The sequence below is a fragment of the Streptomyces sp. NPDC003077 genome, from assembly GCF_040611095.1.
Lineage (GTDB): Bacteria > Actinomycetota > Actinomycetes > Streptomycetales > Streptomycetaceae > Streptomyces.
On record NZ_JBEXNM010000008.1, the window covers coordinates 132,084 to 156,159 of the forward strand.

At 74.0% G+C, this 24,076-nt stretch carries 16 protein-coding genes; 3 read left to right on the forward strand and 13 right to left on the reverse strand.

The window, feature by feature from the left end; genetic code table 11:
* The 7 genes from cobA to ABZX96_RS08445 form a co-directional block, all read right to left on the reverse strand.
* The gene (gene cobA, locus ABZX96_RS08415) at positions 1 to 1,236 is read right to left on the reverse strand and encodes a uroporphyrinogen-III C-methyltransferase (protein WP_355539912.1); all 1,236 of its coding nucleotides are present in this window, start codon (positions 1,234 to 1,236) and stop codon (positions 1 to 3) included.
* 382 nt (positions 1,237 to 1,618) lie between these two features.
* The gene (gene cobT, locus ABZX96_RS08420) at positions 1,619 to 5,731 is read right to left on the reverse strand and encodes a nicotinate-nucleotide--dimethylbenzimidazole phosphoribosyltransferase (RefSeq protein WP_355540053.1); all 4,113 of its coding nucleotides are present in this window, start codon (positions 5,729 to 5,731) and stop codon (positions 1,619 to 1,621) included.
* A 1,980-nt stretch (positions 5,732 to 7,711) separates the two neighbouring features.
* The gene (gene cbiE / locus ABZX96_RS08425; protein ID WP_355539915.1) at positions 7,712 to 8,929 is read right to left on the reverse strand and encodes a precorrin-6y C5,15-methyltransferase (decarboxylating) subunit CbiE; all 1,218 of its coding nucleotides are present in this window, start codon (positions 8,927 to 8,929) and stop codon (positions 7,712 to 7,714) included.
* A 456-nt stretch (positions 8,930 to 9,385) separates the two neighbouring features.
* Positions 9,386 to 10,021 carry a GNAT family N-acetyltransferase gene (locus ABZX96_RS08430; protein WP_355539918.1) on the reverse strand — a complete coding sequence of 212 codons (636 nt, stop codon included), beginning with the start codon at positions 10,019 to 10,021 and terminating at the stop codon, positions 9,386 to 9,388.
* A 356-nt stretch (positions 10,022 to 10,377) separates the two neighbouring features.
* Entirely contained in the window at positions 10,378 to 11,235 is an 858-nt protein-coding gene (locus tag ABZX96_RS08435; RefSeq protein WP_355539921.1) for a MetQ/NlpA family ABC transporter substrate-binding protein, read from the reverse strand.
* A 127-nt stretch (positions 11,236 to 11,362) separates the two neighbouring features.
* Positions 11,363 to 12,100 carry a methionine ABC transporter permease gene (locus tag ABZX96_RS08440; protein WP_355539923.1) on the reverse strand — a complete coding sequence of 246 codons (738 nt, stop codon included), beginning with the start codon at positions 12,098 to 12,100 and terminating at the stop codon, positions 11,363 to 11,365.
* Positions 12,097 to 13,158 (reverse strand): ATP-binding cassette domain-containing protein, encoded by a 1,062-nt coding sequence (locus ABZX96_RS08445; RefSeq protein ID WP_355539926.1) that lies wholly within the window; start codon positions 13,156 to 13,158, stop codon positions 12,097 to 12,099. The genes ABZX96_RS08440 and ABZX96_RS08445 overlap by 4 nt, the downstream gene beginning before the upstream one ends.
* A gap of 665 nt (positions 13,159 to 13,823) precedes the next feature.
* Between ABZX96_RS08445 and ABZX96_RS08450 the strand changes: the two genes are divergently transcribed.
* A complete protein-coding gene (locus ABZX96_RS08450; protein WP_355539929.1) occupies positions 13,824 to 14,192 on the forward strand; it encodes a hypothetical protein in 369 nt (122 codons plus the stop codon).
* Complete coding sequence (locus ABZX96_RS08455; protein ID WP_355539932.1) at positions 14,185 to 14,631, forward strand: hypothetical protein; 447 nt, start codon at positions 14,185 to 14,187, stop codon at positions 14,629 to 14,631. The genes ABZX96_RS08450 and ABZX96_RS08455 overlap by 8 nt, the downstream gene beginning before the upstream one ends.
* Positions 14,632 to 14,795: 164 nt before the next feature.
* Here the strand turns inward: ABZX96_RS08455 and ABZX96_RS08460 are convergent, their stop codons facing one another.
* Together ABZX96_RS08460 and ABZX96_RS08465 are read right to left on the reverse strand one after the other, a co-directional pair.
* Entirely contained in the window at positions 14,796 to 15,299 is a 504-nt protein-coding gene (locus ABZX96_RS08460) for a GNAT family N-acetyltransferase (RefSeq protein WP_355539935.1), read from the reverse strand.
* A gap of 317 nt (positions 15,300 to 15,616) precedes the next feature.
* Positions 15,617 to 16,771, reverse strand: coding sequence for a glycerophosphodiester phosphodiesterase (locus tag ABZX96_RS08465; RefSeq protein ID WP_355539938.1), 1,155 nt, complete (start codon positions 16,769 to 16,771; stop codon positions 15,617 to 15,619).
* 296 nt (positions 16,772 to 17,067) lie between these two features.
* On the opposite strand from ABZX96_RS08465, the gene ABZX96_RS08470 reads away from it, so the two are divergent.
* Positions 17,068 to 17,736, forward strand: coding sequence for a lysophospholipid acyltransferase family protein (locus tag ABZX96_RS08470; RefSeq protein ID WP_355539941.1), 669 nt, complete (start codon positions 17,068 to 17,070; stop codon positions 17,734 to 17,736).
* A gap of 155 nt (positions 17,737 to 17,891) precedes the next feature.
* Here the strand turns inward: ABZX96_RS08470 and ABZX96_RS08475 are convergent, their stop codons facing one another.
* The 4 genes from ABZX96_RS08475 to argH all read right to left on the reverse strand — a co-directional run bounded on the left by ABZX96_RS08475 (position 17,892) and on the right by argH (position 23,945).
* Positions 17,892 to 19,853, reverse strand: a complete 1,962-nt coding sequence (locus ABZX96_RS08475) for a bifunctional metallophosphatase/5'-nucleotidase (protein WP_355539944.1) — start codon at positions 19,851 to 19,853, stop codon at positions 17,892 to 17,894.
* A 240-nt stretch (positions 19,854 to 20,093) separates the two neighbouring features.
* Positions 20,094 to 21,668, reverse strand: coding sequence for an MFS transporter (locus ABZX96_RS08480; RefSeq protein WP_355539947.1), 1,575 nt, complete (start codon positions 21,666 to 21,668; stop codon positions 20,094 to 20,096).
* Complete coding sequence (locus ABZX96_RS08485; protein ID WP_355539950.1) at positions 21,665 to 22,216, reverse strand: TetR/AcrR family transcriptional regulator; 552 nt, start codon at positions 22,214 to 22,216, stop codon at positions 21,665 to 21,667. Before ABZX96_RS08485 ends, ABZX96_RS08480 begins: the two co-directional genes overlap by 4 nt.
* 298 nt (positions 22,217 to 22,514) lie before the next feature.
* Positions 22,515 to 23,945, reverse strand: coding sequence for an argininosuccinate lyase (argH, locus tag ABZX96_RS08490; protein ID WP_355539953.1), 1,431 nt, complete (start codon positions 23,943 to 23,945; stop codon positions 22,515 to 22,517).
* Positions 23,946 to 24,076 lie beyond the last annotated feature (131 nt).

The window sequence follows — 24,076 nt, forward strand, 5'->3', positions numbered from 1 at the left end:
TCAGCGGGGCGTGAGGGTGACGACGTCGCCGATGACGATGACCGCCGGGGGGCGCACGCCTTCGGCGCGTATGGTCTCGCCGAGGCTGGCCAGGGTGGCGTCCACGCGGCGCTGCGCGGCGGTGGTGCCCTCCTGGATGACGGCGACGGGGGTGTCGGCGCCCCGGCCGTGCTCGATGAGCGCGGCGGCGATGGCGCCGCTGTTCTGGACGCCCATCAGGACGACGAGCGTGCCGCGCAGCTTGGCGAGCGCCGCCCAGTCGACCAGCGAGCGCGCGTCGTCGGGGGCGACGTGTCCGCTGACGACGGTGAACTCGTGGGCCACACCCCGGTGGGTGACGGGGATGCCGGCGGCGCCGGGGACGCTGATGGTGCTGGAGATGCCGGGCACGACGGTGTACGGGATGCCCTCCTCGACCAGCGCCTGGGCCTCCTCCATGCCGCGCCCGAAGACGAACGGGTCGCCGCCCTTGAGGCGGACCACCCGCTTGCCGGCCCGGGCGTGCTCGATCAGGGCGTCGTTGATGGCCTCCTGGGCCATGGCGCGGCCGTACGGGATCTTCGCGGCGTCGATCACCTCGACGTGCGGCGGCAGCTCGTCCAGCAGGTCGCGGGGGCCAAGCCGGTCGGCGACGACCACGTCCGCCTCGGCGAGCAGCCGGCGGCCCCGCACGGTGATCAGGTCCGGGTCGCCGGGGCCGCCGCCGACCAGCGCGACGGGCACCCCGCCCTCGGACTCGGGACGCGGGCGGTGGTGCGGGGCGGCGATGCGGCCGTCGCGCAGGCCGTCCACGACGGCGTCCCGCAGGGCGGCCGAGCGGCGCGGGTCGCGGCCGGTCAGGACGGCGACGGTGACGCCCTCGATGTGTCCGGTGGCCGGGGTCCAGGCGGTGGCGGCCTCGGCGTCGTCGGAGCGCACGCACCACACGCGGCGCTCCTCGGCCTCCCGGGACGCCGCGGCGTTGGCCTCGGGGTCGTCGGTGGAGATCAGCGCGTACCAGGCGTCGGCGAGGTCGCCCGGCCGGTAGCCGCGGCGCTCCCAGCGGATCTCGCCCGTGTCGGCCATCGCCTCGACGGAGGGGGTGGCCGACGGCGAGACCAGCAGGACGTCGGCGCCCGCCGCGATCAGCGCGGGCAGCCGCCGCTGGGCGACCTGGCCGGCGCCGAGGACGACCACGCGGCGGCCGGACAGCCGCAGTCCGACGGGATAGGCGTGGTGCTCGGCGTGCTCGGCCATGGCGGTGTGGCTCCTTGTGCGGGGTGGTACGGGGCCGCTGCGGCGGTGGAGCGGCTGGTGAGGGGGACGGGCGGGGACGTACGGCCCCGGCCCACAGCCTATGAGGCTGCGGGCCGGGGGTCACACCAGGGCGGGCGGTGCCCGGTGAGCGCTGTTCCGGGGCGGTGGCGGTGGGCGCCATCCGGGGCGGTTCTTCCCGAACGGTGCCCGGTCGGGCTCGGTTCCGGGGCGTGCCCGGTCGGGCCCGGCTCCGGAGGGTGCCCGGTCACGCCCGGTTCCGGGATGTGCCCGGTCGGACCCGGCTCCGGAGGGTGCCCGCTCGGGCCCGGGCGGACCCGGTTTGGGCCGTGCCCGACCGGGCGCTCTCCGGGCCGGTGTCCGGTCAGCTCTTCTCCGTCACTCCGGCGGAGGCGAAGGTGGCGACCTCGTGCATGGCCCGGGCCGCGCTCTGCACGACGGGCAGCGCCAGCAGCGAGCCGGTGCCCTCGCCGAGCCGGAGGTCGAGGTCGACCAGCGGACGCAGGCCCAGCTTGTTCAGGGCGGCGGTGTGGCCCGGTTCGGCGCTGCGGTGGCCCGCGATGCAGGCCGCCAGCGCCTCGGGGGCGATGGCGCGGGCCACCAGGGCGGCGGCGCCGGCGCTCACGCCGTCCAGGATGACGGGCGTCCGCAGCGAGGCGCCGCCGAGGATCAGCCCGACCAGGGCCGCGTGCTCCAGCCCGCCGACCGCCGCGAGGACGCCGATCGGGTCGGCCGGGTCCGGGCGATGCAGCTCCAGGGCGCGGCGCACCACGTCGATCTTGCGGGAGTGCGTCTCGTCGTTGATGCCCGTGCCGCGGCCGGTGACCTCGCCCGGGTCCATCTCGGTGTAGACGGACACCAGGGCTGCGGACGGCGTGGTGTTGCCGATGCCCATCTCGCCCGTCAGCAGCGCCTTGTTGCCGGCCGCCACCAGGTCGCGGGCGGTCTCGATGCCGACCTCGATGGCGCGCAGCGCCTCCTCGCGGGACATCGCCGGGCCGGTGGTGAAGTCGGCGGTGCCGGGCCGGACCTTGCGCGGCAGCAGGCCGGGGGCGGCGGGCAGGTCGCTCGCCACGCCCACGTCCACGATGCAGACCTCGGCGCCCACCTGGGTGGCGAACGCGTTGCACACCGCGCCGCCCGCCAGGAAGTTGGCCACCATCTGGGACGTGACCTCCTGCGGCCACGGGGTGACGCCCTGGGCGTGCACGCCGTGGTCGCCCGCGAAGACCGCGACGGCGGCGGGCTCCGGGATCGGCGGCGGGCACTTGCGGGACAGGCCGCACAGCTGCGCGGAGATGATCTCCAGCATGCCCAGCGCGCCCGAGGGCTTGGTCATGCGCTTCTGCCGCTCCCACGCCTCGCCGAGCGCCTTCGCGTCCAGCGGGCGGATGCGCCGCAGCGTCTCCTGGAGGAGGTCGTGCGGCTCCTCGCCGGGCAGCGCGCGGCGCCCGTACGTCTCCTCGTGGACGACCCAGGACAGCGGGCGGCGCTTGGCCCACCCGGCCTGCATCAGCTCGGGCTCGTCCGGGAACTCGTCGACATACCCCACACACAGGTACGCGACGACCTCCAGGTGCTCGGGCAGCTCCAGCTCGCGCACCATCTCGCGCTCGTCGAAGAAGCTGACCCAGCCCACGCCCAGGCCCTCCGCGCGCGCGGCGAGCCACAGGTTCTCCACCGCCAGGGCGGAGGAGTACGGGGCCATCTGCGGCTGCGTGTGGCGGCCGAGGGTGTGCCGGCCGCCGCGCGTCGGGTCGGCGGTGACGACGATGTTGACGGGCGTTTCGAGGATGGCCTCGATCTTCAGCTCGCGGAACTGCTTGGCGCGCCCCTTGGGCAGCGACTTGGCGTACGCGTCACGCTGCCGCATCGCGAGCTCGTGCATCCGCTCGCGGGTCTCCTGGGAGCGGATGACGACGAAGTCCCAGGGCTGCGAGTGGCCGACGCTGGGCGCGGTGTGCGCCGCCTCCAGGACGCGCAGCAGCACCTCGTTGGGGATCGGGTCGCCCCGGAAACCGTTGCGGATGTCCCGGCGCTCCCGCATCACCCGGTGCACGGCGGCCCGCTCGGAGTCGTCGTAGGCGGGGGCGGGGGGCGTGGCCGGGGTGGCGGCCGGGGCCTCTTCCTGGGCCGGGGCCGCCTCCGTCTGGTCGTCGTTGGTGGGGGCGTCCGTGGTGGGGGCGTCCTCGGCAGGCGCGTCCTCGGCGGGTGCGTCCGTGGGAGTGGTGTCGGCGGCCTGGCTGGGGGCCTCGGGGGCGGTGGGCTGCTCGGGGGCCTGGTGGGGCTCGGGCTGTGGGGAAGGGTCGTCGGTGAGGCCGGTCTGCTCGGTGTCAGGGCCGGTCTGCTCGGTGACGGCAGCGGGGTCGGCCACGGGCTCGGCGGGGGCCTCGGCGTCGGTCGGGGACGCGGGGGCCTCGGCGGGCTGCGGCTCGGTGGCCTGCGGTGCGACGGCTTCCGGGTGGGAGGTCTCCGGTTCGGCGGACTCCGAGGCGGCGGACTCCGAGGCCGGGGCTTCCGGCGCCGGGGAGTCGGGTCCCTCGGTGGGGGCGCCGGGCCGGGTGGTGTCGGTCGCCGGGGCGTCGCCGTCGGCCGGGGCGGGCTGGGCGGCGGGCTCCGGGGTGACGAGCTGTGCCTCTTCGGCGGCGGGCGCCTGGGGGGCGTCGTCCTGGGCCTGCTCGGGAGCGGTGGCGGCGCTCTCGTCCTCGGGCGCAGTGCCGGGCTCGGGGGTGGCGTCGGACGCGCTGCCGTCGGCCTCCGGCGCGGTGCCGGTGTCGCCGGACGCGGGCTCGGGGGTGGCGTCGGACGCGGTAGCGGCCCCGGTCTCCTCCGCGAGGGACGGGGACGAGGCCGGCTCGGGGGTGGCCTCGGTGACGGACGCCGGTGCCTGCGTGTCGGCGGCGGGAGCCACGGACTCGGCCGATGCGGCGGACCCGGCCGAAGCGGCGGCGTCGGTCGCGTCGGTACGGGCCTCCGCGGCGGCCTCGGCCTGGGCCGAAGCGTCGGCGGGCCGGGCCTCGGCGCTCGGGGCCTCGGGGGCCTGCGGCTCGGCGGCGGGCCGGGCGTCTTCGGGCGTCGGCGGCACGCCGTCAGGCAGGGCCCGCACGTCGTCGGCGGCCGTGCTCACGGGCTCGGGAGCCGCCTGGGCCGGAATCTCGACGGCGATGGCGTCGGGGGCCGTGGCCTGCGGGTCCTGGATCACGGGAGCGGTGGACTGGGACGGGACGGCCGCGTCACCGGCGGCCGGCGCCTCCGGGGAGCCGTCCGCCGCCGGGGCGGGGGCCTGCTCCTCGGGTTCGGCGGCGTCCTGCGCCTGCGGCACCGCGGGGGCCGGGACGGGAGCCTGCGGCGCGTCCGCGCCGGTCTCCTCGCCCGCCTGGGGTGCGGCGGCCACGGACGGCTCCGTGCCGGTCGGGGTGTCCGGAGCCTGCGGCTCGGTCACCGGAGGTGCGGTGGGGGCCGGGGCCCCGTCTTGTACGGGATTGACGACTACGGGGTGCTCGGCCACTACGTTCTCGGTTACCAGGTTCTCAACTACGGGGTCGGTCAAGGGGGTGACGGGCGCGGCGGCGTCCGTCACGGACGGCTCGGGCATGGATCGCCCGTCCGCCGAAGGGGTCTGGCCCTCTTGGGCCACGGGCGCCGGGGTCGGCGGGGCCGCAGGGTCCTGGGGCTCGGGGCTCGGGGCCACGGACTCCTCGGCGGATTCCTGGGGCGGAGCGCTCTGAGCGGCGGTGTCCTGGGATTCGTGCGGTTCCCTCGGGTCGTCGGCCGGGGCCACGGTGGCCGAGGTCCCGGTCGCCGGCGGGCCCGCGTCGGCCGCCGTCTCCGCGGGGCCGGTGGCCGCCTCGGCGGCGGCCACGGGGGGTTCGTACGCCGCCTCGGGCGCGGTCTGGGCGGTCACCGGACCGGAAACGGTCTCGCCCGCATCGCCGTCCGGCATCGACGCCGCCTCGGGCGCCCTCTCCGACGACGGCCGCGCGGGGTTCCCGGCCTCCTCGGCGGGACCGGACGGACGGGTGGAGCCGGGCAGGCCGGTGCCGTCGGCGACCGCCTCTTCGGTGGAGGCGGAAGGTGACGCGTCGGCAGGCGCGGCATCCGCCACGGGACCCGCAGGCTCCCCGGAAGAGGAGGGGGCCGAGGCGTCCGGGGACACGGACTCGTCGGCAGCGTCGGCCTCGGCCACCGGACCGGAATCGGCCACGGAGCCGCTCTCGGCCACCGGACCGGACTCGGCCACGTCACCGCCCGGCAGCGACGCCTCGTCGGGCGCCGATGCGGCGTCAGCAGGCGCAGATACGGCGTCAGTAGGCACCGGCACGGCACCGGAAACCTGCTCGCCCCCCGGAACCAGCGGTCCAACGGATGTCGGCGCATCCACGGAAGCCAAAGCCTCTCCGGAGGCCGAAGCCTCCCCGGAGGCCGGAAGGCCGGGCGCGACCACGGCGCCGTCAGTGCCCGGAACGTCCTCGGACACGGCCGCGCCCTCAGACGCCGGGGATTCCCCCGCGTCCGGCTCGGCGGCGACCGGCGTCCCTTCGGGTCCCCCGGCCACCTCGGACGACGGTTCCTCCCCCGCCGCAGGACGCGGCGCCGGAAGCCGGACCACACCCTCCGGGCCGTCCCCGGTCACGGGCACACCGGCGCCCGGCTCCCCCACCTCGGGCGCGACGAGCCCGGAATCGGGGACAGCGAGCCCGGAATCGGATGCGGCGGATGCTGCATCGGGCGCGACGAGCCCGTTCTCGGACGCGACGAACGCGGCGCCCTGCTCACCGGCCTCCGGCACCTGCTGCTCGGAAGCGCCCACCTGCTCGGAAGCGCCGGCGCCGGCACCTTCAGCACCGTCCGAAGCATCAGAAGCAGAAGCCTCCGCCCCGTCAGCAGCACCGGGCGCACCGGCCGTAGCACCAGGTCCGCCGGCCGCATCGCCCGACACGTCCTCCCCCGCCGCGGCGCCCGGCTGGGCCCCGTCCACCGGAGTCGACGCGTCGGCAACGACCGCAGGCGCCCCCGACTCAGGCTCAGCCCCAGAGGCCCCAGGGATTCCAGAGGCCCCAGGGATTCCAGAGGTTCCAGAAGCCCCAGAGGCCCCAGACGCCCCGGACGCCTCCGCGCCCGCCTCCACCGTCTCCTCGACCGGGAACAGATCCCCCGTCACCTGAGACAGATCGAGCACCTGAGACGCATCAGACTGGGCCCCCATCGGCGCCCCGTCCGAAACCGGAACCCCGGATTCGCCCTCCAGTTCGGACGCAGGCCCTTCCCCGGAGCCCGCGGCAGCGTCCGGCCCCACCGGCACGGCAGACGGCCCGGCATCAGCCGCGCCCGCCACCGAGGGCGCGGCGCCCTGCCAGGCGCCGGCGCCCCCCTGCGCGGGGATCTCGCCCAACTGCGGACCGGGCAGCGGCGCGTCCGGCGCCCCGTAGGAAGGCGCGCCGTCGGCACGCGGCGCGTCGAGGTATTCGGGCCCGTTCGGGACGGGCTGAGTGAGCGGGGCGGCGGGGCGCGCGGCCGGGGCGGGGCCGCGGTCGGCCAGCGAGCGCACCACGCCGCCGGTCGGGTCCGGCACCGGCGGGCCCATGTGCAGGGGACGGCGCGGGGGCGGCGGGGCCTGCTCCGGCGCCGGGGGCGGCATGCGGACGCCACCGAGGTCGACGGAACCGGTGTCCCGGCCCCCGCTCTCGTGGTCACCGGCCTGAGGGGCCATCGGCTCGTACGGCGAAGCGCCGGGAGCCGACGCGCCCGGGGTGGACGTCCCGTACGGCGCGCCCGGTCCGGGCTGCGGCGCGGTCTGCCCCTGCTCGGTCGCGAACGGAGGCGGCGCGACGGCACGCCGCCGCCGGGCGCGGGGCCGCGGCTCCGCCGCCGCGTCAGGTCCGGCCGGGCCGGCGGGCGCGGGCGGGGCGGCCTCGTACGCGCCCCCCGGCGCAGACGGAACGGGCGGCTGACCGTACTGCGGCTGCCGCCCGTGCTGTGCCGGCTGCTCGCTCCACGCGCCCTGGGCGCCGGGCATCAGCAGCAGGTCGTCGTCGTCCGCGCCCAGTTCTCCGGAGTCGATGAGGAAGGCGTCCGTGCGGGGGCCCGGGGGCCTGCCCCGGCGGGATGTCGGTCCTCCGGGGTCGGCAGGGGAAGGAGCCGCCGCCGACCGCGGCTGCCCGGGATGTCCGCCCGCGTTCTCCGGCAGCCCCTCGTCCGGGATCTGGCCGGTGTCGGTCATGCGTACCCCTCGCCCATCGGTAGTGCTCCTTCCAACCGCTCGTGCGAAGCGCCCGACCTCGGCGCTTCTACCGCCTCAATAGCCGGAACGAGGGAACCCGCCTGGCGGCACGTCCGCCCGTGCGGGCCTCTCGTATGGCCAAGAACACGGTACTTTCCGGATATTGGCGTACGAAGCCGCACGCGGAACGGCGGCGCAACGATCCGCCAGCCTACATGCCGCAGAGTGCCGACCCGGTCACGGGTGGGGAACTCGGTAGCCGCTCAGCAGGAAGACGACGGAGCGCTCCCGTTCGACCCAGGCGGAGGTGTCCAGGTCCACCGACTGGAGCAGCACGCACTCGACCTCGTACCCGCCCTCGGCCAGCACCCGGCCGAACGTCTCGGCCTCGTCGCGGGTCCCGGCGTGCGTGACGATGCGCTCCGGGCGGCGGGCCGCGCAGGCGGCGAGCACCGCCGTGCCCCCTCCCCCGACCCGGACGACATCCGGTTCGGGAAGGTCCTCCAGCACCTGGGGCGCCCGGCCGTGCACGACCTGGAGCTGGACGCCGTAGCGCCGGGCCACCGCCGTGGTGCGCCCGCACGCGTCCGGATCCTGGTCGACGGCGATCACCGCGGCGCCGAACCGCGCGGCCTCCACGGCGGCGGCGCCGCTGCCCGCGCCAATGTCCCACAGGAGGTCGCCCACGCGGGGGCCGAGGCGAGCCAGTTGGGCGCTGCGGAGCTGGTCGGACTCGCCCTCCCCGAGGCCGCCGCCGTACGCCTGGCCTGGCAGGCCCCAGCCGCGCGGCGCGGCCGGGTGGCCCGCCTCGCGTCCGGCGATCCAGCCGCCGTCCTGGGCGGTGGTGGCGGCCGTGCCGCCCACGACGATGACGACGTTGGGGTCGCGCCAGACGTGGTCGGCGGCCCGGTCGCTGGTCAGCACCGACACCTGCTCGCGGTCGGTGCCCAGGGCCTCGCAGATGACGAAGGTGCGGTGCACCCCGCGCAGCATGAGGGCGAGTTCGGTCGGGCCGGCGCCGGGGGAGGTGAGCACCGCGACCTTGGGGTAGGCGCGGCAGACGTTCACCGCGCGCCGCAGGTCCCGGCTGTGCGCGACGACGACCTGCGCGTCGTCCCAGGGCATCCCGGCGCGGGCGAACGCCGCGGCGACCGAGGAGACGGCGGGCACCACCTCCACCTCCAGGCCGTATTCGGGGGCGCGCAGCGTGCGGACGACGCCGAAGAACCCGGGGTCGCCGTCGGCGAGGACGACGGCCGAGCCGCGGTGGCGGGCTATTCGGCGGGCGGCCAGGGCCATGCTGCCCAGGCGGATCACCTCGGCGCCGGGGGGCACGGCGGCGAGGGCGAGGTGGTGGGCGGCGCCGGCCACGAGCGTGGCCGCGCCGAGGGCGGAGCGGGCGGCGGCGGTCAGTGGCGAGCCGTCCCAGCCGATCACCGTGACCCGGTCGGCCATCGTCGTCTGTCTCCTGGCGCTGTGAGGGGTGGGCTTGCGGACGCGGTGGAGCCCGCGCGCCCGGTCCGGGCGCGCGTGTGGAGGCGGTCGTGGCCCGGGCGCGGACGCGCCGCGGTCCGGGGACGGGCGCGGACGGGGGAACGGTGGGGTGTCCCCGTCGTCCGCGCCCGCGAAGCGGTGGTGCGACGGTGCTGTTCCCGACGCGCGCACCGGAGGAACGGCGTGGTCCCCGGCGCGCGGACGTGCGCAGCGGTGCGGTGTTCCCCCGTGCGCGCGCGAGGAACGGCGCTGTTCCAGACGTACGGACGGGCGGTGCGGTTCCGCTCCGGGCGTCCGGGCGCGGCGGGCGGCCCCGGTCCGGGGGTGCGGACGCGGGACGGCTCCGGTCCGGACGTGCGGCGGGCCGGGACCGAGGTTACCCCGAGAGGTCCAGACCACGGCGGGGCGGGCGGTGCTTCAGCGCCATTCCGGATAGGCGAACCCGTTGGCGTCGACCATCCGCTCCGGCCCTCCGTCCAGGTCCTCCGGCAGCAGGCTCCACACGATCAGGTCGGTGCGGATGTCGGTCCAGTGGCCGTCCTCGGTGCGGCTGCGCGCTATCCAGGCGTTGCGCAGCACCCCCTCGCTGACGCAGCCGACCTTCTGGGCCACCTGCTGGGCGGCGGTGTTGCCGGCGGCGGTGCGCAGTTCCAGGCGTTCGAACTCCTGGTCGTGGAAGAGCCACTGGGCGACCGCGAACAGCGACTCGGAAGCGTACCCCTCGCCGCGGGCCCACGGGGCGGTGACGCACCCGACCTCGGCGCTGCGCACCCGCCAGTCGGTGCGGTCGACGTGGACGCTGCCGACGAGCCGCTGGGTGAGGAACTCGTTGACGGCGAAGACGATGCCGCGCCCCTGGGAACGCACCGCGGCGGCCTTGCCCGTGGCCCACTCCAGGGCATCGGCGGTGGTGTAGGGGTGCGGGGCGGTGGTCCAGGCCGTGATGAGCTCGTCGTTCATCATGTCGGCCAGCGCGGGGACGTCCGTCTCGTCGAACGGGCGCAGCACCAACCGGTCCGTGCTGATGGAGATGTCCGGAAAGGTGGATGTCATGCCGCTGTCCCAACGCCGTCGACCGTAGTAATCCGGGAAGTTCCGGAATAATGCGGGAAGTTCCGGTCTGTCTTGACCGTCTTGAGTGCACAAGCATGCAGCATCCGCCCACGGGTGTGCCACGCGCATGGCCGGGGGGCGGATGGGGCGTGTGGTTCCGGACGGGGACCGACACATACGCGCCAGGTACGCGGCGGCCCCGGCCGCGGGGGATCCGCGGCCGGGGCCGTGCCGTGCCGTCCGTGCGAACGGAACGCCGTGCGTATGCCGAGCTACCGGACGGCCGGGAAACCGGGCGGGAACGGGACCCCGAGCGGGCGCCGCTCCCCGGTCGTCGGCTCTCCGTCGGCTCTGCGTCAGCTCTTGACCGGACCGAAGGCCGGGATGACCGACCCGTCGCCGTACTTGTCCTGAATGAACTTCTTGACCTCGTCGGAGTTGAGCAACTTCGCCAGCTTCTTGACCCGCGGGTCGTTCTCGTTGCCCTTCTTGACGGCGAGGAAGTTGGCGTACGGGTTGCCCTCCGCCTTCTCCAGGGCGAGGGCGTCCTTGGAGGGCTTGAGCTTGGCGTTGATGGCGAAATTGCCGTTGACGACCGCGGCGGCCACGTCGTCGAGGCGCGGGGCGATCTGGGCCGCCTCCAGCTCGGTGAGCTTGATGCCCTTGGCGTCCTTGACGTCGGAGAGCGTGGCGGCGGAGCCCACGCCGTCCTTGAGCGTGATCACGCCGTTGTCGGCGAGCAGCTTGAGGGCGCGGCCCTCGTTGGAGGCGTCGTTGGGGACGGAGACCGTGTCGCCGGACTTCAGCTCGGAGAGCTTGCCGATCTTCTTCGAGTACAGGCCCAGCGGCTCGATGGCGACGTTGACCACCGGCACGATGTGCGAGCCGTGCTCCTTGTTGTACTGGTCCAGGAAGGGCTTGTGCTGGAAGAAGTTGGCGTCGACCTCGCCGTCCTCGGTGACGCGGTTGGGCTGGGTGTAGTCGCCGAACGTCCTCACGTCCAGCTTGAGCCCTTCCTTGGGCGCCAGTTCCTTCTTGATGTAGTCGAGGATGACGGCGTGCGGGACGGGGCTGGCCGCGACGGCGAGCGGGGCGTTCTTGTCGTCCTTCTTGTCGCCGGCGGACACGTCGGAGGGGGCGCTGCACGCGGACGCGCCGAGGGACACGGCGACGGCGGCGGCGACGGCCACGGAGATCTTGCTGAGGGTACGCACGAAGAGTGCCTTTCTTGTTCGCACGATTGATCACTGTTCAGTGATGCGCCCGGCAAAGGGTCCGGGCTCGTGGTGCTTTTCGGGGTCCGGGCGGTCGCGGCCCCGCCGGGGCCGGGTCCGCCCGGGGTCAGGCGGCCTCGGTCAGGGCCTCGGCCTCCTTCTTGGGGGCGCGCCGCAGGCCGACCCGCAGCGTCGAGGGGGCCCGGGTGCCGCGGCCGGCCAGCCGCCGCACGATCAGGTCGCCGATGAGCTGGACGAGGGTGACCAGGAGGATGAGCAGGACGACGGTGACGGCCATCAGCCCGGTCTCGTACCGCTGGTAGCCGTAGGTGTAGGCCAGGTCGCCCAGGCCCTTGCCGCCGACCGCGCCGGCGATGGCCGAGTAGCCGATGACCGTGATCACGGTGGTGGTGACGGCGGCGACCAGCGCGGGCAGCGCCTGCGGCAGCAGCACCTTGAAGATCACCGTCCAGGTGCCGCCGCCCATCGCCTGCGCGGCCTCGACCAGCCCGCGGTCCACCTCCCGCAGCGCCGCCTCCACCAGGCGGGCGAAGAAGGGGATGGCGCCGATCGCCAGCGGCACCACGGCGCCCGTGGGGCCGATGGAGACGCCGACCAGCATCCGCGTGAACGGGATCAGGACGACCATCAGGATCAGGAACGGGAAGGAGCGGACGACGTTCACCACGGCGCCCACGACCTTGTTCACCACGACGTTCTGGAGCAGCCCGCCGCGGTCGGTGAGGTTGAGCAGCACGCCGAGCGGGATGCCCAGCAGGACCGCGTAGAAGGTCGCCCAGCCCACCATGAAGAGGGTGTCGAGGGTGTTCGTGTACAGCAGGGGCTGCATCTCGGACCAGGTCACCGGGCACCTTCCTTCCGGAGCGCGGACGTGGCGTCGGCCGCGGCGGCGCCGTCCGCGCCTCCCACGATCTCCACCTGGAGCCCCTGCTCGCGCAGGAAGCCGATCGGGACGACGTTCTCCTCGAACCGGCCGGGCAGCTCGATGCGCATCCGGCCGATCTGCCTGCCGCCCACGGTGTCCATGGCGGCGCCGAGGATCGAGATGTCGACGTTGTAGGTACGGGACAGCTCGGAGATCACCGGGCGGGTCGCGGCCTCGCCGTGGAAGGTGACGTCCACGACCGTGCGGTCCGGCGCGGAGGCCTCGCCGCCGACCGGGAACAGCTCCCGGGCCAGCTCGGAGCCGGGCGTGGCGAGGAGTTCGGCGACGGTGCCCTGTTCGACGACCCGGCCGCCCTTCATCAGCGCGGCGGAGTCGCAGATCGTCTTGACGACGTCCATCTCGTGCGTGATCAGCATGACGGTGAGGCCGAGCTGGCGGTTGAGGTCGCGCAGCAGGGTGAGGATGGAGCGGGTGGTCTCCGGGTCGAGCGCGCTGGTGGCCTCGTCGGAGAGCAGCACCTTCGGGTCGCCGGCCAGCGCGCGGGCGATGCCCACCCGCTGCTTCTGACCGCCGGAGAGCTGCCCGGGGTAGGACCCGGCCTTGTCGGCGAGCCCGACGAGGTCCAGCAGTTCCAGTGCCTTGCGGGACCGCTCGCGGCGGCCGACCTTCAGGATCTCCAGCGGCAGTTCGACGTTGTCCTGCACGGTGCGCGAGGACAGCAGGTTGAAGTGCTGGAAGACCATGCCGATGTGGCTGCGGGCGGCGCGCAGCGCGGCGTTGGCGCGCTGTCCCCGTCCCGCGAGCGCGGTGAGGTCCTGGCCGGCCACCGTCACGGTGCCGGAGGTGGGGCGTTCCAGGAGGTTCACGCAGCGGATGAGGGTGGACTTTCCGGCGCCGCTCTGTCCGATGACGCCGTACACCTCCCCCTCGCGGACGTGCAGATCGACGCCGTCCAGGGCGGTGACTTCACGGTCCCCTGAACGGTAGACCTTGGTCAGGCCCGTTGTGGTGATCACAGCAAATTCCGTCACGGTCGAGTGTCCGGCGGCTCTCCCACCGGACACGGGGCATTCTTAGCGGAGTGCGGCATGGGACGACCCGGGGGGCGCGGGGCCCGGCTTCGGGTTCCGGTGACGCGGGGCTGCCGGGCCGTGGCGGTTCCGTCGTAATCGGTGCGGCAACACGGCTCCTGGCGGCGCGGTCTCGCTTCGGGGCGCGAGGCTCCAGGCGGGGGCCCTCAGCGGTCACACATTCGACACATGCGACGAGCACCGGGCGTCATGTGCGCCTCGGTCGCGGGGGTGCGGCTGCTCGTCGTGGTCATGTTCGCAAGTAAACCAGACAGGTGCCCGAGCCGATCAACCCCGTCCGCATGTCGGACATACCCGACCGTTTGTCGGACGTTCCACCGGAACGCGCCCCGAAGGGCGGTCGATCTTGCCGGTTGCCCGTCCGGCCTGGGCGGATGCCGCGCTCCCTGCCCGCCGGGCGGAACGGGCCGGAGGCCGGGCGGCCGGGCGCGCTGTGGCCAACGCCACGGCGGAGGCGAGGGTAGCGGGCCGCCGTACGCGCGGGAGGGCGCGGGACACGGGGTCGCGCGCAATCGGCCGGTACGGGCCGATTAGAGTCGTCTCATGCCCCACAACCCCACTGCGCGCCGGCGCACCGCGCGGAGGTCCCGGTGATCGACGCCCTGACGGTCGCGGTCGGCGTGACCGCCCTCCTGCTGGCGGCCTGGTGCGGCTTCGCCGCGTACCGCGACGAGCCGACCAAGGACTGGCACTTCATCGGCATGGCCGTGGTGTCCGTCCTGGCCCTGGCGCAACTGGTGATCGGTCTGGTGCAGTTGGCGGGCGGCCGGTCGCCCGACGAGAGCACCGCGGTCTTCCTCGCCTACCTGATCGGCGCGGTCGCGTGCGTCCCCGCCACCGGCTTCATGTCGCTGTCGGAGCGGACGCGGTGGGGCTCGGTCACCGTCGCGGCGGGCGCCGTGGTGCTGGCCGTCCTGGAAGTGCGGCTGTACGACATCTGGGGAGGCGGCCATGGCTGAACCGACGACGAAGAAGGCCGCGGCCGTGCCCGCGGACCAGCCCCCCGCCCGGCGCTCGCTCGGCACCGGGCCCGGGCGGCTGCTGCTGACCCTGTACGGCGTCTTCACCGTCGCCGCCGCCTCGCGCGCCGCGTTCCAGATCATCGCCCAGTTCGACCGGGCCCCGCTGGCGTACGTCCTGTCGGCGGTCTCCGCGGTCGTCTACGGCTTCATCACCTTCTCGCTGGTGCGCGGCGGCGAGGGCGCCCGCCGGGCAGCGCTGGTGTGCTGCGCGCTGGAGCTGGTCGGGGTGCTGGGCGTGGGCACGTGGACGCTCGTGGAGCCGGCCGCGTTCGCCGACGCCACGGTCTGGTCCGACTTCGGCATGGGCTACCTCTTCATCCCGATCATCCTGCCGGTGACCGGGCTCCTGTGGCTGCGGAGCGCCCGGCGGGCCTGAACCGGTCGGTGCACGCGTGAGGGGCGGGCGGTCCATGGAGGACCGCCCGCCCCTTTGTCTGCGCTGTGTCCGTGCTTTTTCCGGCGAGCTGTTGTCCTTTGTCCTTACTTGCTTTCCGGTGCGCCGTCTGCCCTTTGTCCGTGCTTCACCCGTGTACGGGGGCGCTACACCCCGGCCACGTACGCCTGCTCCGCGATGTCCTTCTCCAGCGTGACCAGGCTGAGCCGGCGGCTGACCTGCTCGGTGCCGACCTCGGCGTACCCGTGGCTGCGGTACAGCCGCAGGTTGTGCTCGCTGCGGTGGCCGGAGGCCAGCCGGAAGCGCCGGGCGGACCGCTCGGTGGTCAGCCGCTCCTCGACGGCGGCCAGCAGCCGCCCGCCCAGGCCGTGCCGCTGCATCCGGGGGTGCACGATGAGCTTGTCGATGAGCGCCGTGCCCTCCGCGTCGACGGTGCCGCGGACGGACCCGACGACCTCCTCGCCGAGCCGGGCCACGACCACGCAGCCGTCGCTCAGTTCGGCGCGCAGGTCGTCGAGGGTCTGGACGAGCGGTTCGAGGCTGTAGTCGTCGTACAGCGCCGCCTCCGACTGGTAGCAGAGGTATTGGAGTTTGAGTATCTGCTCGGCGTCCTTGTCGGTCGCCGCCGAGATCGTCACGCTCATGCCCATGCGCGCTGGCCTCCCCTGTCGGTTCGGTGTGCCCGGGACGCGTGTGGGTCGAGGGTCGCGTCCGGACTGATTGCCCTGAGTGACGGAGGCATGGGTGGATGACCCCGTCACGGCTGACGTTCCTTATCCCCGTGGTGCGGGGCGGCAACCTCCGCCGTGAGCATTCTCGCGGGCACCCCCGGTGACGGGAACGGACCAGCCGCAAGCTCTTCTGTGACTTTCCCAACTCACATGAGTGCGGACGTACGGGGAAGCACGGCCCGTGACGACGGCCGACGGGCCCGGGCCGCGCGGCCCGGGCCCGTACGGGAAGCGATCTAGCGGCGCCGGAACTCCTCGGCCGCCAGCAGCGCGGTGTCCGGGTTGTCGGAGAACAGCCCGTCGATGCCGGTCGCCAGGCACGCCCGGTAGTAGCCGAGCGCGTCGCCGTAGGCGGCCGGGTCGGTGCCGCGGCGGAAGTCCACCGGCAGGAACGTGTTCTCGTTGCGGCCCGTGTACGGGTGCAGCACCAGCCCGGCGGCGTGCGCGTCCCGGACGACCGAGGTGGGCTTGCCGAGCCTGCCGTCCTTGTCCCGCGGGATGATCACGCTCAGGTCCGGGCCGATGCCCTCGGCGAAGTCCGCGATCCAGGCCAGGCCGCGCGGGCTCACCAGGTCGGCGACGGTCCGCCGGTCGCCCGCCTCGGTGAAGTCCCAGGGCCGGTCCTTCAGCCCGCCCAGCAGGACGACCTTGGGGCAGTCCACCAGCCGTCCCAGCCGCCGGATGCTGCCCGGCTCGAAGGACTGCAGGAAGTTCGGCGCGTTCTTCCGGTGCCGGCCGTACGCGCGCAGCAGCCGGGCCAGCCGCTCTTCGAGGCCGAGCCCCAGGGAGCGGAAGTAGGAGGGGTGCTTGGTCTCGATGTGCAGCCAGATACGGCGCCCGCGCCGGCGGCCCTCGCGCTCGGCCCACTGGAGGACCTCTTCGAAGGTGGGTATCGCCCAGTGGCCGTCGTAGAGGGTGTTGTGCTGGCGGGTGCCGGGGATTCGCTCCTTGGCCCGCAGGGTCTTCAGCTCGGCGAGCGTGAAGTCCTCGGTGAACCAGCCGGTCAGCTTGTCGCCGTCGACGGTCTTGGTGGTCTTGCGGCCGGCGAACTCGGGGTGGTCGGCGACGTCGGTGGTGGCGGTGATGTCGTTCTCGTGCCGGCAGACCAGGTGCCCGTCCTTGGTGGGGACGAGGTCCTGCTCGATGACGTCCGCGCCCATGTCCAGCGCGAGCTGGTAGGAGCCGAGGGTGTGCTCGGGCCGGTAGCCGCTGGCCCCGCGGTGGCCGACGATCAGCGGGACGGGCAGCCCGTCGCGCCCGCTGTGACCATGCTCACGGCTCCGGGCGGGGGCGGCGCCCGCCGGCCCGGCCGCGCCGAGCACCGCCGCGCTCGCGCCGAGCGCCGCCGCTCCCAACACCATCCGTCGACCTGGCCGCTGACCTGCGTTCATACCGCGCTCCTCGCTCCTGGTGCCGGACGCCGGGGTGGCGTCGTACGGCTTCGGAGAACCGTCCGAAAACTGTCCGGCACCTGTCAATGGGGACGTGGCAGATCGTAGGCACGTACATCTTTCGCACCGGGGACGTGCCACGGAACGTGGAGGAAACACACGTCAACTCTGCGTATCGAGCCTGTGAACCCGATGTGCGATCGCCGGTGACCCGCGAGTATCGTCCTCAGCTGCGCGTCCGTGGCGAACACACTTTCCCGCACCTGCGTGCTGATCACCCACGACCGGAGGACCCTTTGTCCCGCATTCTGCTCAAGGCGATTCTCGGATTCGTCATGCGTGTCCTGTTCCGCCCAAAGGTGGAGGGACTGGAGCGCATCCCGGAGAGCGGACCGGTGATCCTGGCCGGCAACCACGTCACGTTCATCGACTCGCTGTTCCTGACGCTGGTGGTCAAGCGGCACGTCGTCTACATCGGCAAGGACGAGTACGTCACCGGCAAGGGCCTCAAGGGCCGGCTGATGGCCTGGTTCTTCCGCACCTCCGGCATGGTCCCGGTGGACCGCGACGGCGGTCACGGCGGCGTCGCCGCCCTCATGACGGGCCGCCGCATCCTGGAGGAGGGCAAGGCCTTCGGCATCTACCCGGAGGGCACCCGCTCCCCCGACGGCCGCCTGTACCGCGGGCGCACCGGCATCGCCCGGCTCGCCCTGATGACCGGCGCGCCGGTCGTCCCGTTCGCCATGATCGGCACCGACAAGGTGCAGCCGGGCGGCAAGGGCATGCCCCGCGTGGCCCCGGTGACCATCCGCTTCGGCGAGCCGCTGGACTTCGCCCGCTACGACGGCATGGACCGGGACCGCTACGTCCTGCGCGCCGTCACCGACGAGGTCATGAGCCACGTCATGGACCTGTCCGGCCAGGAGTACGTCGACATGTACGCCACCAAGGCGAAGGCCGCCTGACCAGGCCGCACGCAACGGGGGACACGGACGAGGGGCCCTGCTCGCGCCATGCGGGCGGGGCCCCGCTTCGTTGTCGCCGTCCGCACCCGGTCTCGTCCGCCCTCAGCGCGGGGCCCCGCTTCGTCCTCGCCGTCCGGGCCCGGTCTCGTCCGCCCTCAGCACGGAATGACGAACCCGTCCGGCCCCTCGCGCCCCGCGGCGGCCCGCACCGCCGCCTCGCCGCGCGGCAGCGGGCTGCCGTCCCGGTGCCGCGGCACGGGTGGGACGGTGACCTTCCCGACGACGGCCCGCGGGGCGGCGGCGTTCGCGACCGTGACCCGGTTCAGCGGGGTGGGCGTGAGGCGGCCGTGGGCGCGGACGAAGGCCACGAAGCTCTCGAAGTCCCGGGTGTGCCGCACCGGCTCCCGGCCCCCGGCCAGCGCGGGGAACCCGTCCTTGTCGATCAGGGTGTGCGAGGGCGCCGCGATCCGGTACGAGCGCCGCGGGTCCAGGGGGCGGCCGTTGATCCACACGTCGGCGGGCGCCACCCGGTCGCCGGCCGGGCCGGTGGCGTCGAAGCGGTAGCGGACGTTGTGGGAGACGGCCAGCGGCGCGTACCGCAGGCCGCCGTGTTCCGAGACGTACCACTGCTGCTCCAGCGCGTCGTGGATCTGCTGCCCGGTGACGGTGACCGTGACGATGGGCGCGCCGTAGCCGACGGCGTTCCAGGCGTGCCCGAAGGTGATCACGCCGCCGGACGGCTCGTCGTACAGCAGGTCCCCGGCGATCAGGGCCTGCCCGGTGCGCGGCGCGACGGCGACGACGGCGAGCTCGGCGGGGACGTTGCGGTGCGGGTTGGCGTCGTTCATGGGCCCGAGGTGCCGCCGCCCGGCCCACAGGGCCCAGTCGGCGGCCAGGTTGCCCATGGTGCTCTGCCCCGCGGCGTCGCGGGCGCGGGTGAAGGAGGCGCTCTGCGTGCCGATGCGCGACCGGCCGCGCCGGGCCGCGTAGCCCTTCCAGTAGGCGACCGTCTCGGCGAGCTCGGGGTCCGGGGTCACGTCGCGGGTGTTGGGGTGGTTGACGGACGTGGTCAGCTCGCGGACGACGGCGCCGGTGCGGGGGTCCAGCCGCAGGTTGATCTCGTTGACGAGCTGGCCGTAGCAGCCCGCCTCGACGAAGGGCCGGGGGACGCCCTTGGGGTCCGGCACCATCATGTTGAAGGAGCAGTGCCAGTGGCCGGTGACGATGGCGTCGATGTCCGGGGAGGCCCGCAGCGCCAGGTCGTAGGCGGGCCCGGCGGGGTTGCTGCCGCTGTCGAAGTCGCCGCCGGCCACCGCCCCGTCGTGCATGCTCAGCACGATCGCCCGCACGCCGCGCGCCTTGAGCTCGGCGGCGCACCGGTTGGCGGTGGCCAGCTCCTCCTTGGAGGCCAGGCCCGGCTGGTAGGAGGCGGGGAACCCCTCGGTGCCGATGGCGGTCAGGTGGATGAAGCCGATGGGCAGCCGGCGGCCCTTGCCGGTCTTGACGTACTCGATGTTGTACGCGGGCAGGACGCGGCGGCCGGAGCCGGTCCGCACGATGTTGGCGCTGTAGAAGGGGAAGTCGGCGCCGTGGAAGCGGCGGCCCCGGGAGTCCGGGAAGGAGTCGTCCCGGCCCGCCACGGGGAAGGGCACGCCGTCCTCCATGTGCGCGGTCAGGAAGGCGGGCGACTTGTCGAACTCGTGGTTGCCCGCGGACGCGAAGTCCAGGCCCATCCGGTTGAGCGCCTCGATGGTGGGCTCGTCGGCGAAGGCGGCGGCGTCGAACTCCCAGCCGGAGAAGAGGTCGCCGGGCGCGAAGAAGAAGGAGTGCGCCCGCCCGGCCCGCAGCCGTTTCAGGTGGGCCGCCATGTAGGCGACGCCGCCGACGGTGTACCTGCGGCCGGCGCTGGTGACGACGGCGTTGTCACCGGGCGCCGCCTGGAGGTATCCGTGCAGGTCGGTGATGCTCAGGAGCTGCACGTCCACGTATTCGCGGGCGGTCGCGGCGTCCCGCGCGTGCCCGGTGGCGAAGGCGGGGCCGCCGACCGCCGCCGTGGTGGCGAGCGCCCCCGCCGCCGTGAAGAAGCTCCGTCTGCCGATCCCGCCGCCTGATGCCACTGTCTTCGCTCTCCTGGGGGTAGGGGGCCCAGGCGCCGCGGAGCCGATCCTCAGCGGGAACGGACGGGAGCGCGTCCCGTCCGTTCACCGGCCCCGGCGCCCGCGCGCCTCGTGGGTGTCCCGCCGGACCGCCGGGTCAGGGGCGGTCCCGCGGGGTGTCACCGGTCACAGGTGTCGCGTCGAAGTGTCTCCGCGGGCGGGCCGCGGGATCGTTTTTTCGGATTCGCCGGAGTGTCCGGGTCACGGATGCTCGGCGGGACTGTCCTCCAGCCTCTGGCCGCGCAGCAGGAACCAGGCCGCCGCCGAGGCCGCCAGCAGCACCGCGGCGCCCACCAGGGCGGCGGTGTCCAGACCGCTGACGAAGGAGTCCTGGGCCGCCTGGAGCAGCCGCGCGCCGGCGTCCGGCGTCAGCGTGCCCGCCGCGTCCACGGCGCCGCCCAGGGACTCCCGCGCCGCGTTCGCGGCCGGCTCCGGTACGCCGGGGGGCGTGCCGAAGCCGCGGTAGATGCCCGTGACCACGGAGCCCAGCAGCGCGATCCCCAGCGCCGCGCCCAGTTCGTAGGCGGTCTCCGAGACCGCGGAGGCGGCGCCCGCCTGCTCCTTGGGGACGCTGGAGAGGATGACGTCGGCGGTGACGGTGAACGCGAACCCGGCGCCGATGCCCACGGCGAACAGGATCGTGCCGAGTACCAGGACGCTGGTGTCCTGCCCCAGCCCCATGCAGGAGGCCAGCGCGAGCCCGACGATCGCCAGCCCGCCCGCCACCACCACGCGCACCGACAGCCGGCGGGCGACGTACCCGGCGGCCAGGCCGGCGCCGACGGCGCCCACCGCGGCCGGGAGCTCGGTCAGGCCGGCGTTCAGCGGCGACCGCATCTGCACCATCTGGAGGAACTGCGACAGGAAGAAGACCAGCCCGGACAGGCCCAGGATGGTCAGCAGGTCGGCCAGCACCGCGCCGGAGAACCCGCGGTTGCGGAACAGCGCCATGTCCAGCAGCGGCGTCGCCAGCCGCTGCTGCCGCCGGGCGAAGACGACCAGCGCGAGGACGCCCACCAGCCCGGCGGCCACCACGTCCCACCGGAAGCCGTGCACCGCGGCCTCCTTGACCGCGTAGACCACGCCGACGACCCCGATCAGCGACAGCCCGACGCTGGGCAGGTCCCACGGCCCCGGATTCGGGTTGCGGGACTCCGGCAGCACCTTGATGCCGACGAGCACCAGCACCGCCATCACCGGCAGGTTGATCAGGAAGACCGACCCCCACCAGAAATGGCCCAGCAGGAATCCGCCGAGCACCGGGCCGACCGCCGCGCCCGCCGAGGCCATCGCGCCCCAGATGCCGACCGCCAGGCTGCGTTCCCTGGGGTCGTGGAAGAGGTTGCGGATCAGGGCGAGGGTGGAGGGCATCAGCGTCGCGCCCGCCACGCCCAGCAGCGCCCGCGCCACGATCATCATGGCCGAGCTGCTCGCGTAGGCGGCGAGCACCGACAGCGCGCCGAACGCGACCGAGCCGCTGAGCAGCAGCTTCTTCCGGCCGATCCGGTCGCCGAGGCTGCCCATGGACACCAGCAGACCGGCGATGACGAAGGAGTAGACGTCGCCGATCCACAGCAACTGGGTGCCGGTGGGCTTCAGGTCCTCGCTCAGGAACGGGGTGGCCAGGCCGAGCACCGTGGCGTCCACCCCGACGAGCAGGACGGCGAGCACCAGCACGGCGAGCGCGAGCCAGCGCCCGGGGCGGGGTGGTTCCACCCGGTCCACGACGGACGCGCCGGCCCCGCCGGCCGCGCCGGTTCCTATCGTCTCGCTCATTTCTCCATGCTCCGTCGGATGCCGCCGAGCAGCAGCTCGGCGATCGAATGGGTGAGCTCCCTGCGGGCCAGCCGCCCTTCGAGCACGGCCCAGGCGCCCGCCCCGATCAGGCCGTAGAGCGCCTCCGTCAGCCACACGTGGCTCAGGTCGATGCGGAAGACGCCCTCCTCCTGGCCCCGGCGGAAGAGCGCGTGGATCCGTCTGTCCAGCCGCGCCCAGCCCTCGTTGACCTGCTCGCCCTCGAAGAGCTGGTTCTCGGTGTAGAGGAACGCCAGGAACTTGAAGACGGGCTCCGCCTCGGCGAGCAGCCGGCGCAGCGCCTCCTCCGGGTCGCCCTCGTCCAGCCGGGCCGCGTCCATGGCCCGCTCGAACTGCCGGATGCCGAGTTCCTCCAGCGCCCGTACGAGCGCGTCGCGCCCGGCAAAGTGGCGGTGCAGCGTCGCCCGGCTGATACCGGCCGCCCGCGCGATCTCGTCCATGGAAGCGGTCGCCTTACGGGTGAGCAGGGCGGCGGCCTCCTTCAGTACCTGTTCTCGGTCGACAGCCATGAGACAGAGACTAACCGAATGAGACATCATTGTCTCAAGCGAATTACGTGCGTCTCACACGGCAGGTCGATGCCCCCGCCGTTCGCCACCTGCTGGACGCCTCGCCTCCCCCGCACCCGCCCGGACGCACCCTCCGACGCCAACGTTCGCCAATCACCCGCCGACCGGTCACCGCCGCCCGGACACCACAGCGAGGGCCCTCCCCCAGTGATCACCTCACCGGAAGAGGGCCCTCGCCCACTCACCCGTGGCAGCCGGCGCCGAACCCCGGCCGCCCCGAGTCACCGCTTCACCCGGGTTACCGCTTCGCCTGCGCCCACTCCCGCTGCACCGCCAGGTCGGCCTTCACCTCGGCCAGCTGGACGGCCACCGCGGACGGCGCAGTGCCGCCGCGCCCGCTGCGCGCGGCCAGCGCGCCGGGGACGTTGAGGACCGTGCGGACCTCCGGGGTCAGGTGCTCCGAGATGGCGGCGAACTGCTCGTCCGTCAGCTCCTCCAGCTCGATCCCGCGCGCCTCGCACTCCTTGACGCACTCCCCCGCGACCTCGTGCGCGACCCGGAACGGCACACCCCGCTTGACCAGCCACTCCGCGATGTCGGTGGCCAGCGAGAACCCGGCCGGGGCCAGCTCCTCCATACGCTCCCGGTTGACCGTCAGGGTGGCCATCATGCCGGTGAACGCGGGCAGCAGGATCTCCAGCTGGTCGCAGGAGTCGAAGACCGGCTCCTTGTCCTCCTGGAGGTCCCGGTTGTAGGCCAGCGGCAGCGCCTTGAGCGTGGCCAGCAGGCCCGTCAGGTTGCCGATCAGCCGCCCGGACTTGCCGCGCGCCAGCTCGGCGATGTCCGGGTTCTTCTTCTGCGGCATGATCGACGAGCCGGTCGAGAAGGCGTCGTGCAGCGTCACGAAGGAGAACTCCTTCGTGTTCCAGATGATGATCTCCTCGGCGATCCGCGACAGGTCCACGCCGATCATGGCCGTGACGAAGGCGAACTCGGCGACGAAGTCGCGCGAGGCGGTCCCGTCGATGGAGTTGGCCGCGCTCCCGCCCTCGAACCCGAGATCAGCGGCGACCGCCTCCGGGTCCAGCCCGAGCGAGGAGCCCGCCAGCGCGCCCGACCCGTACGGCGAGACGGCGGTGCGCGCGTCCCACTGCCGCAGCCGCTCCGCGTTCCGCGACAGCGCCTGGACGTGGGCGAGCACGTGGTGCGCGAACAGCACCGGCTGCGCGTGCTGGAGGTGGGTGCGCCCCGGCATCGCCACGTCCGGGTGCGCCTCGGCCAGGCCCACCAGCGCGTCCTGGAGGTCGGTGAGCAGCCCGCCGATGATCCGGGCGTGGTCGCGCAGGTACATCCGGAACAGCGTGGCGACCTGGTCGTTGCGGGACCGGCCGGCCCGCAGCTTGCCGCCCAGCTCTGCGCCGAGCCGCTCCAGCAGCCCGCGCTCCAGCGCGGTGTGCACGTCCTCGTCCGCGACCGTGCCCACGAACGCGCCGGACTCCACGTCCGCCGCCAGCAGGTCCAGGCCCTCCAGCATCCGCGTCAGCTCGTCCGCCGTCAGCAGCCCGGCCTGGTGCAGGACGCGCGCGTGGGCGCGGGAGCCCGCGATGTCGTACGGCGCCAGCCGCCAGTCGAAGTGGACGGACGCCGAGAGTGCGGCGAGCGCCTGGGCGGGTCCGTCGGCGAACCGGCCGCCCCAGAGCCGGACGTCACCGCTGCTGCCGTTGCTCACTTGCTGCTCCTCAATGCCTACGTGCGGGGGTCTGCGTGCGGGTGGTGCGGGACCGCCTCCCTGCCACGGGACAGGGAGGCGGCGGTCGGGCGAACGGGGACGGGTCGGGCGAACGGCCCGCGGGGACCCGG

Bases quoted from the DNA above. Each gene is read 5' to 3' on its own strand.
- cobA (WP_355539912.1), bottom strand. From the start codon at position 1,236: ATGGCCGAGCACGCCGAGCACCACGCCTATCCCGTCGGACTGCGGCTG.
- cbiE (WP_355539915.1), bottom strand. From the start codon at position 8,929: ATGGCCGACCGGGTCACGGTGATCGGCTGGGACGGCTCGCCACTGACC.
- ABZX96_RS08430 (WP_355539918.1), bottom strand. From the start codon at position 10,021: ATGACATCCACCTTTCCGGACATCTCCATCAGCACGGACCGGTTGGTG.
- ABZX96_RS08455 (WP_355539932.1), top strand. From the start codon at position 14,185: ATGGCTGAACCGACGACGAAGAAGGCCGCGGCCGTGCCCGCGGACCAG.
- ABZX96_RS08460 (WP_355539935.1), bottom strand. From the start codon at position 15,299: ATGGGCATGAGCGTGACGATCTCGGCGGCGACCGACAAGGACGCCGAG.
- ABZX96_RS08465 (WP_355539938.1), bottom strand. From the start codon at position 16,771: ATGAACGCAGGTCAGCGGCCAGGTCGACGGATGGTGTTGGGAGCGGCG.
- ABZX96_RS08480 (WP_355539947.1), bottom strand. From the start codon at position 21,668: ATGAGCGAGACGATAGGAACCGGCGCGGCCGGCGGGGCCGGCGCGTCC.
- ABZX96_RS08485 (WP_355539950.1), bottom strand. From the start codon at position 22,216: ATGGCTGTCGACCGAGAACAGGTACTGAAGGAGGCCGCCGCCCTGCTC.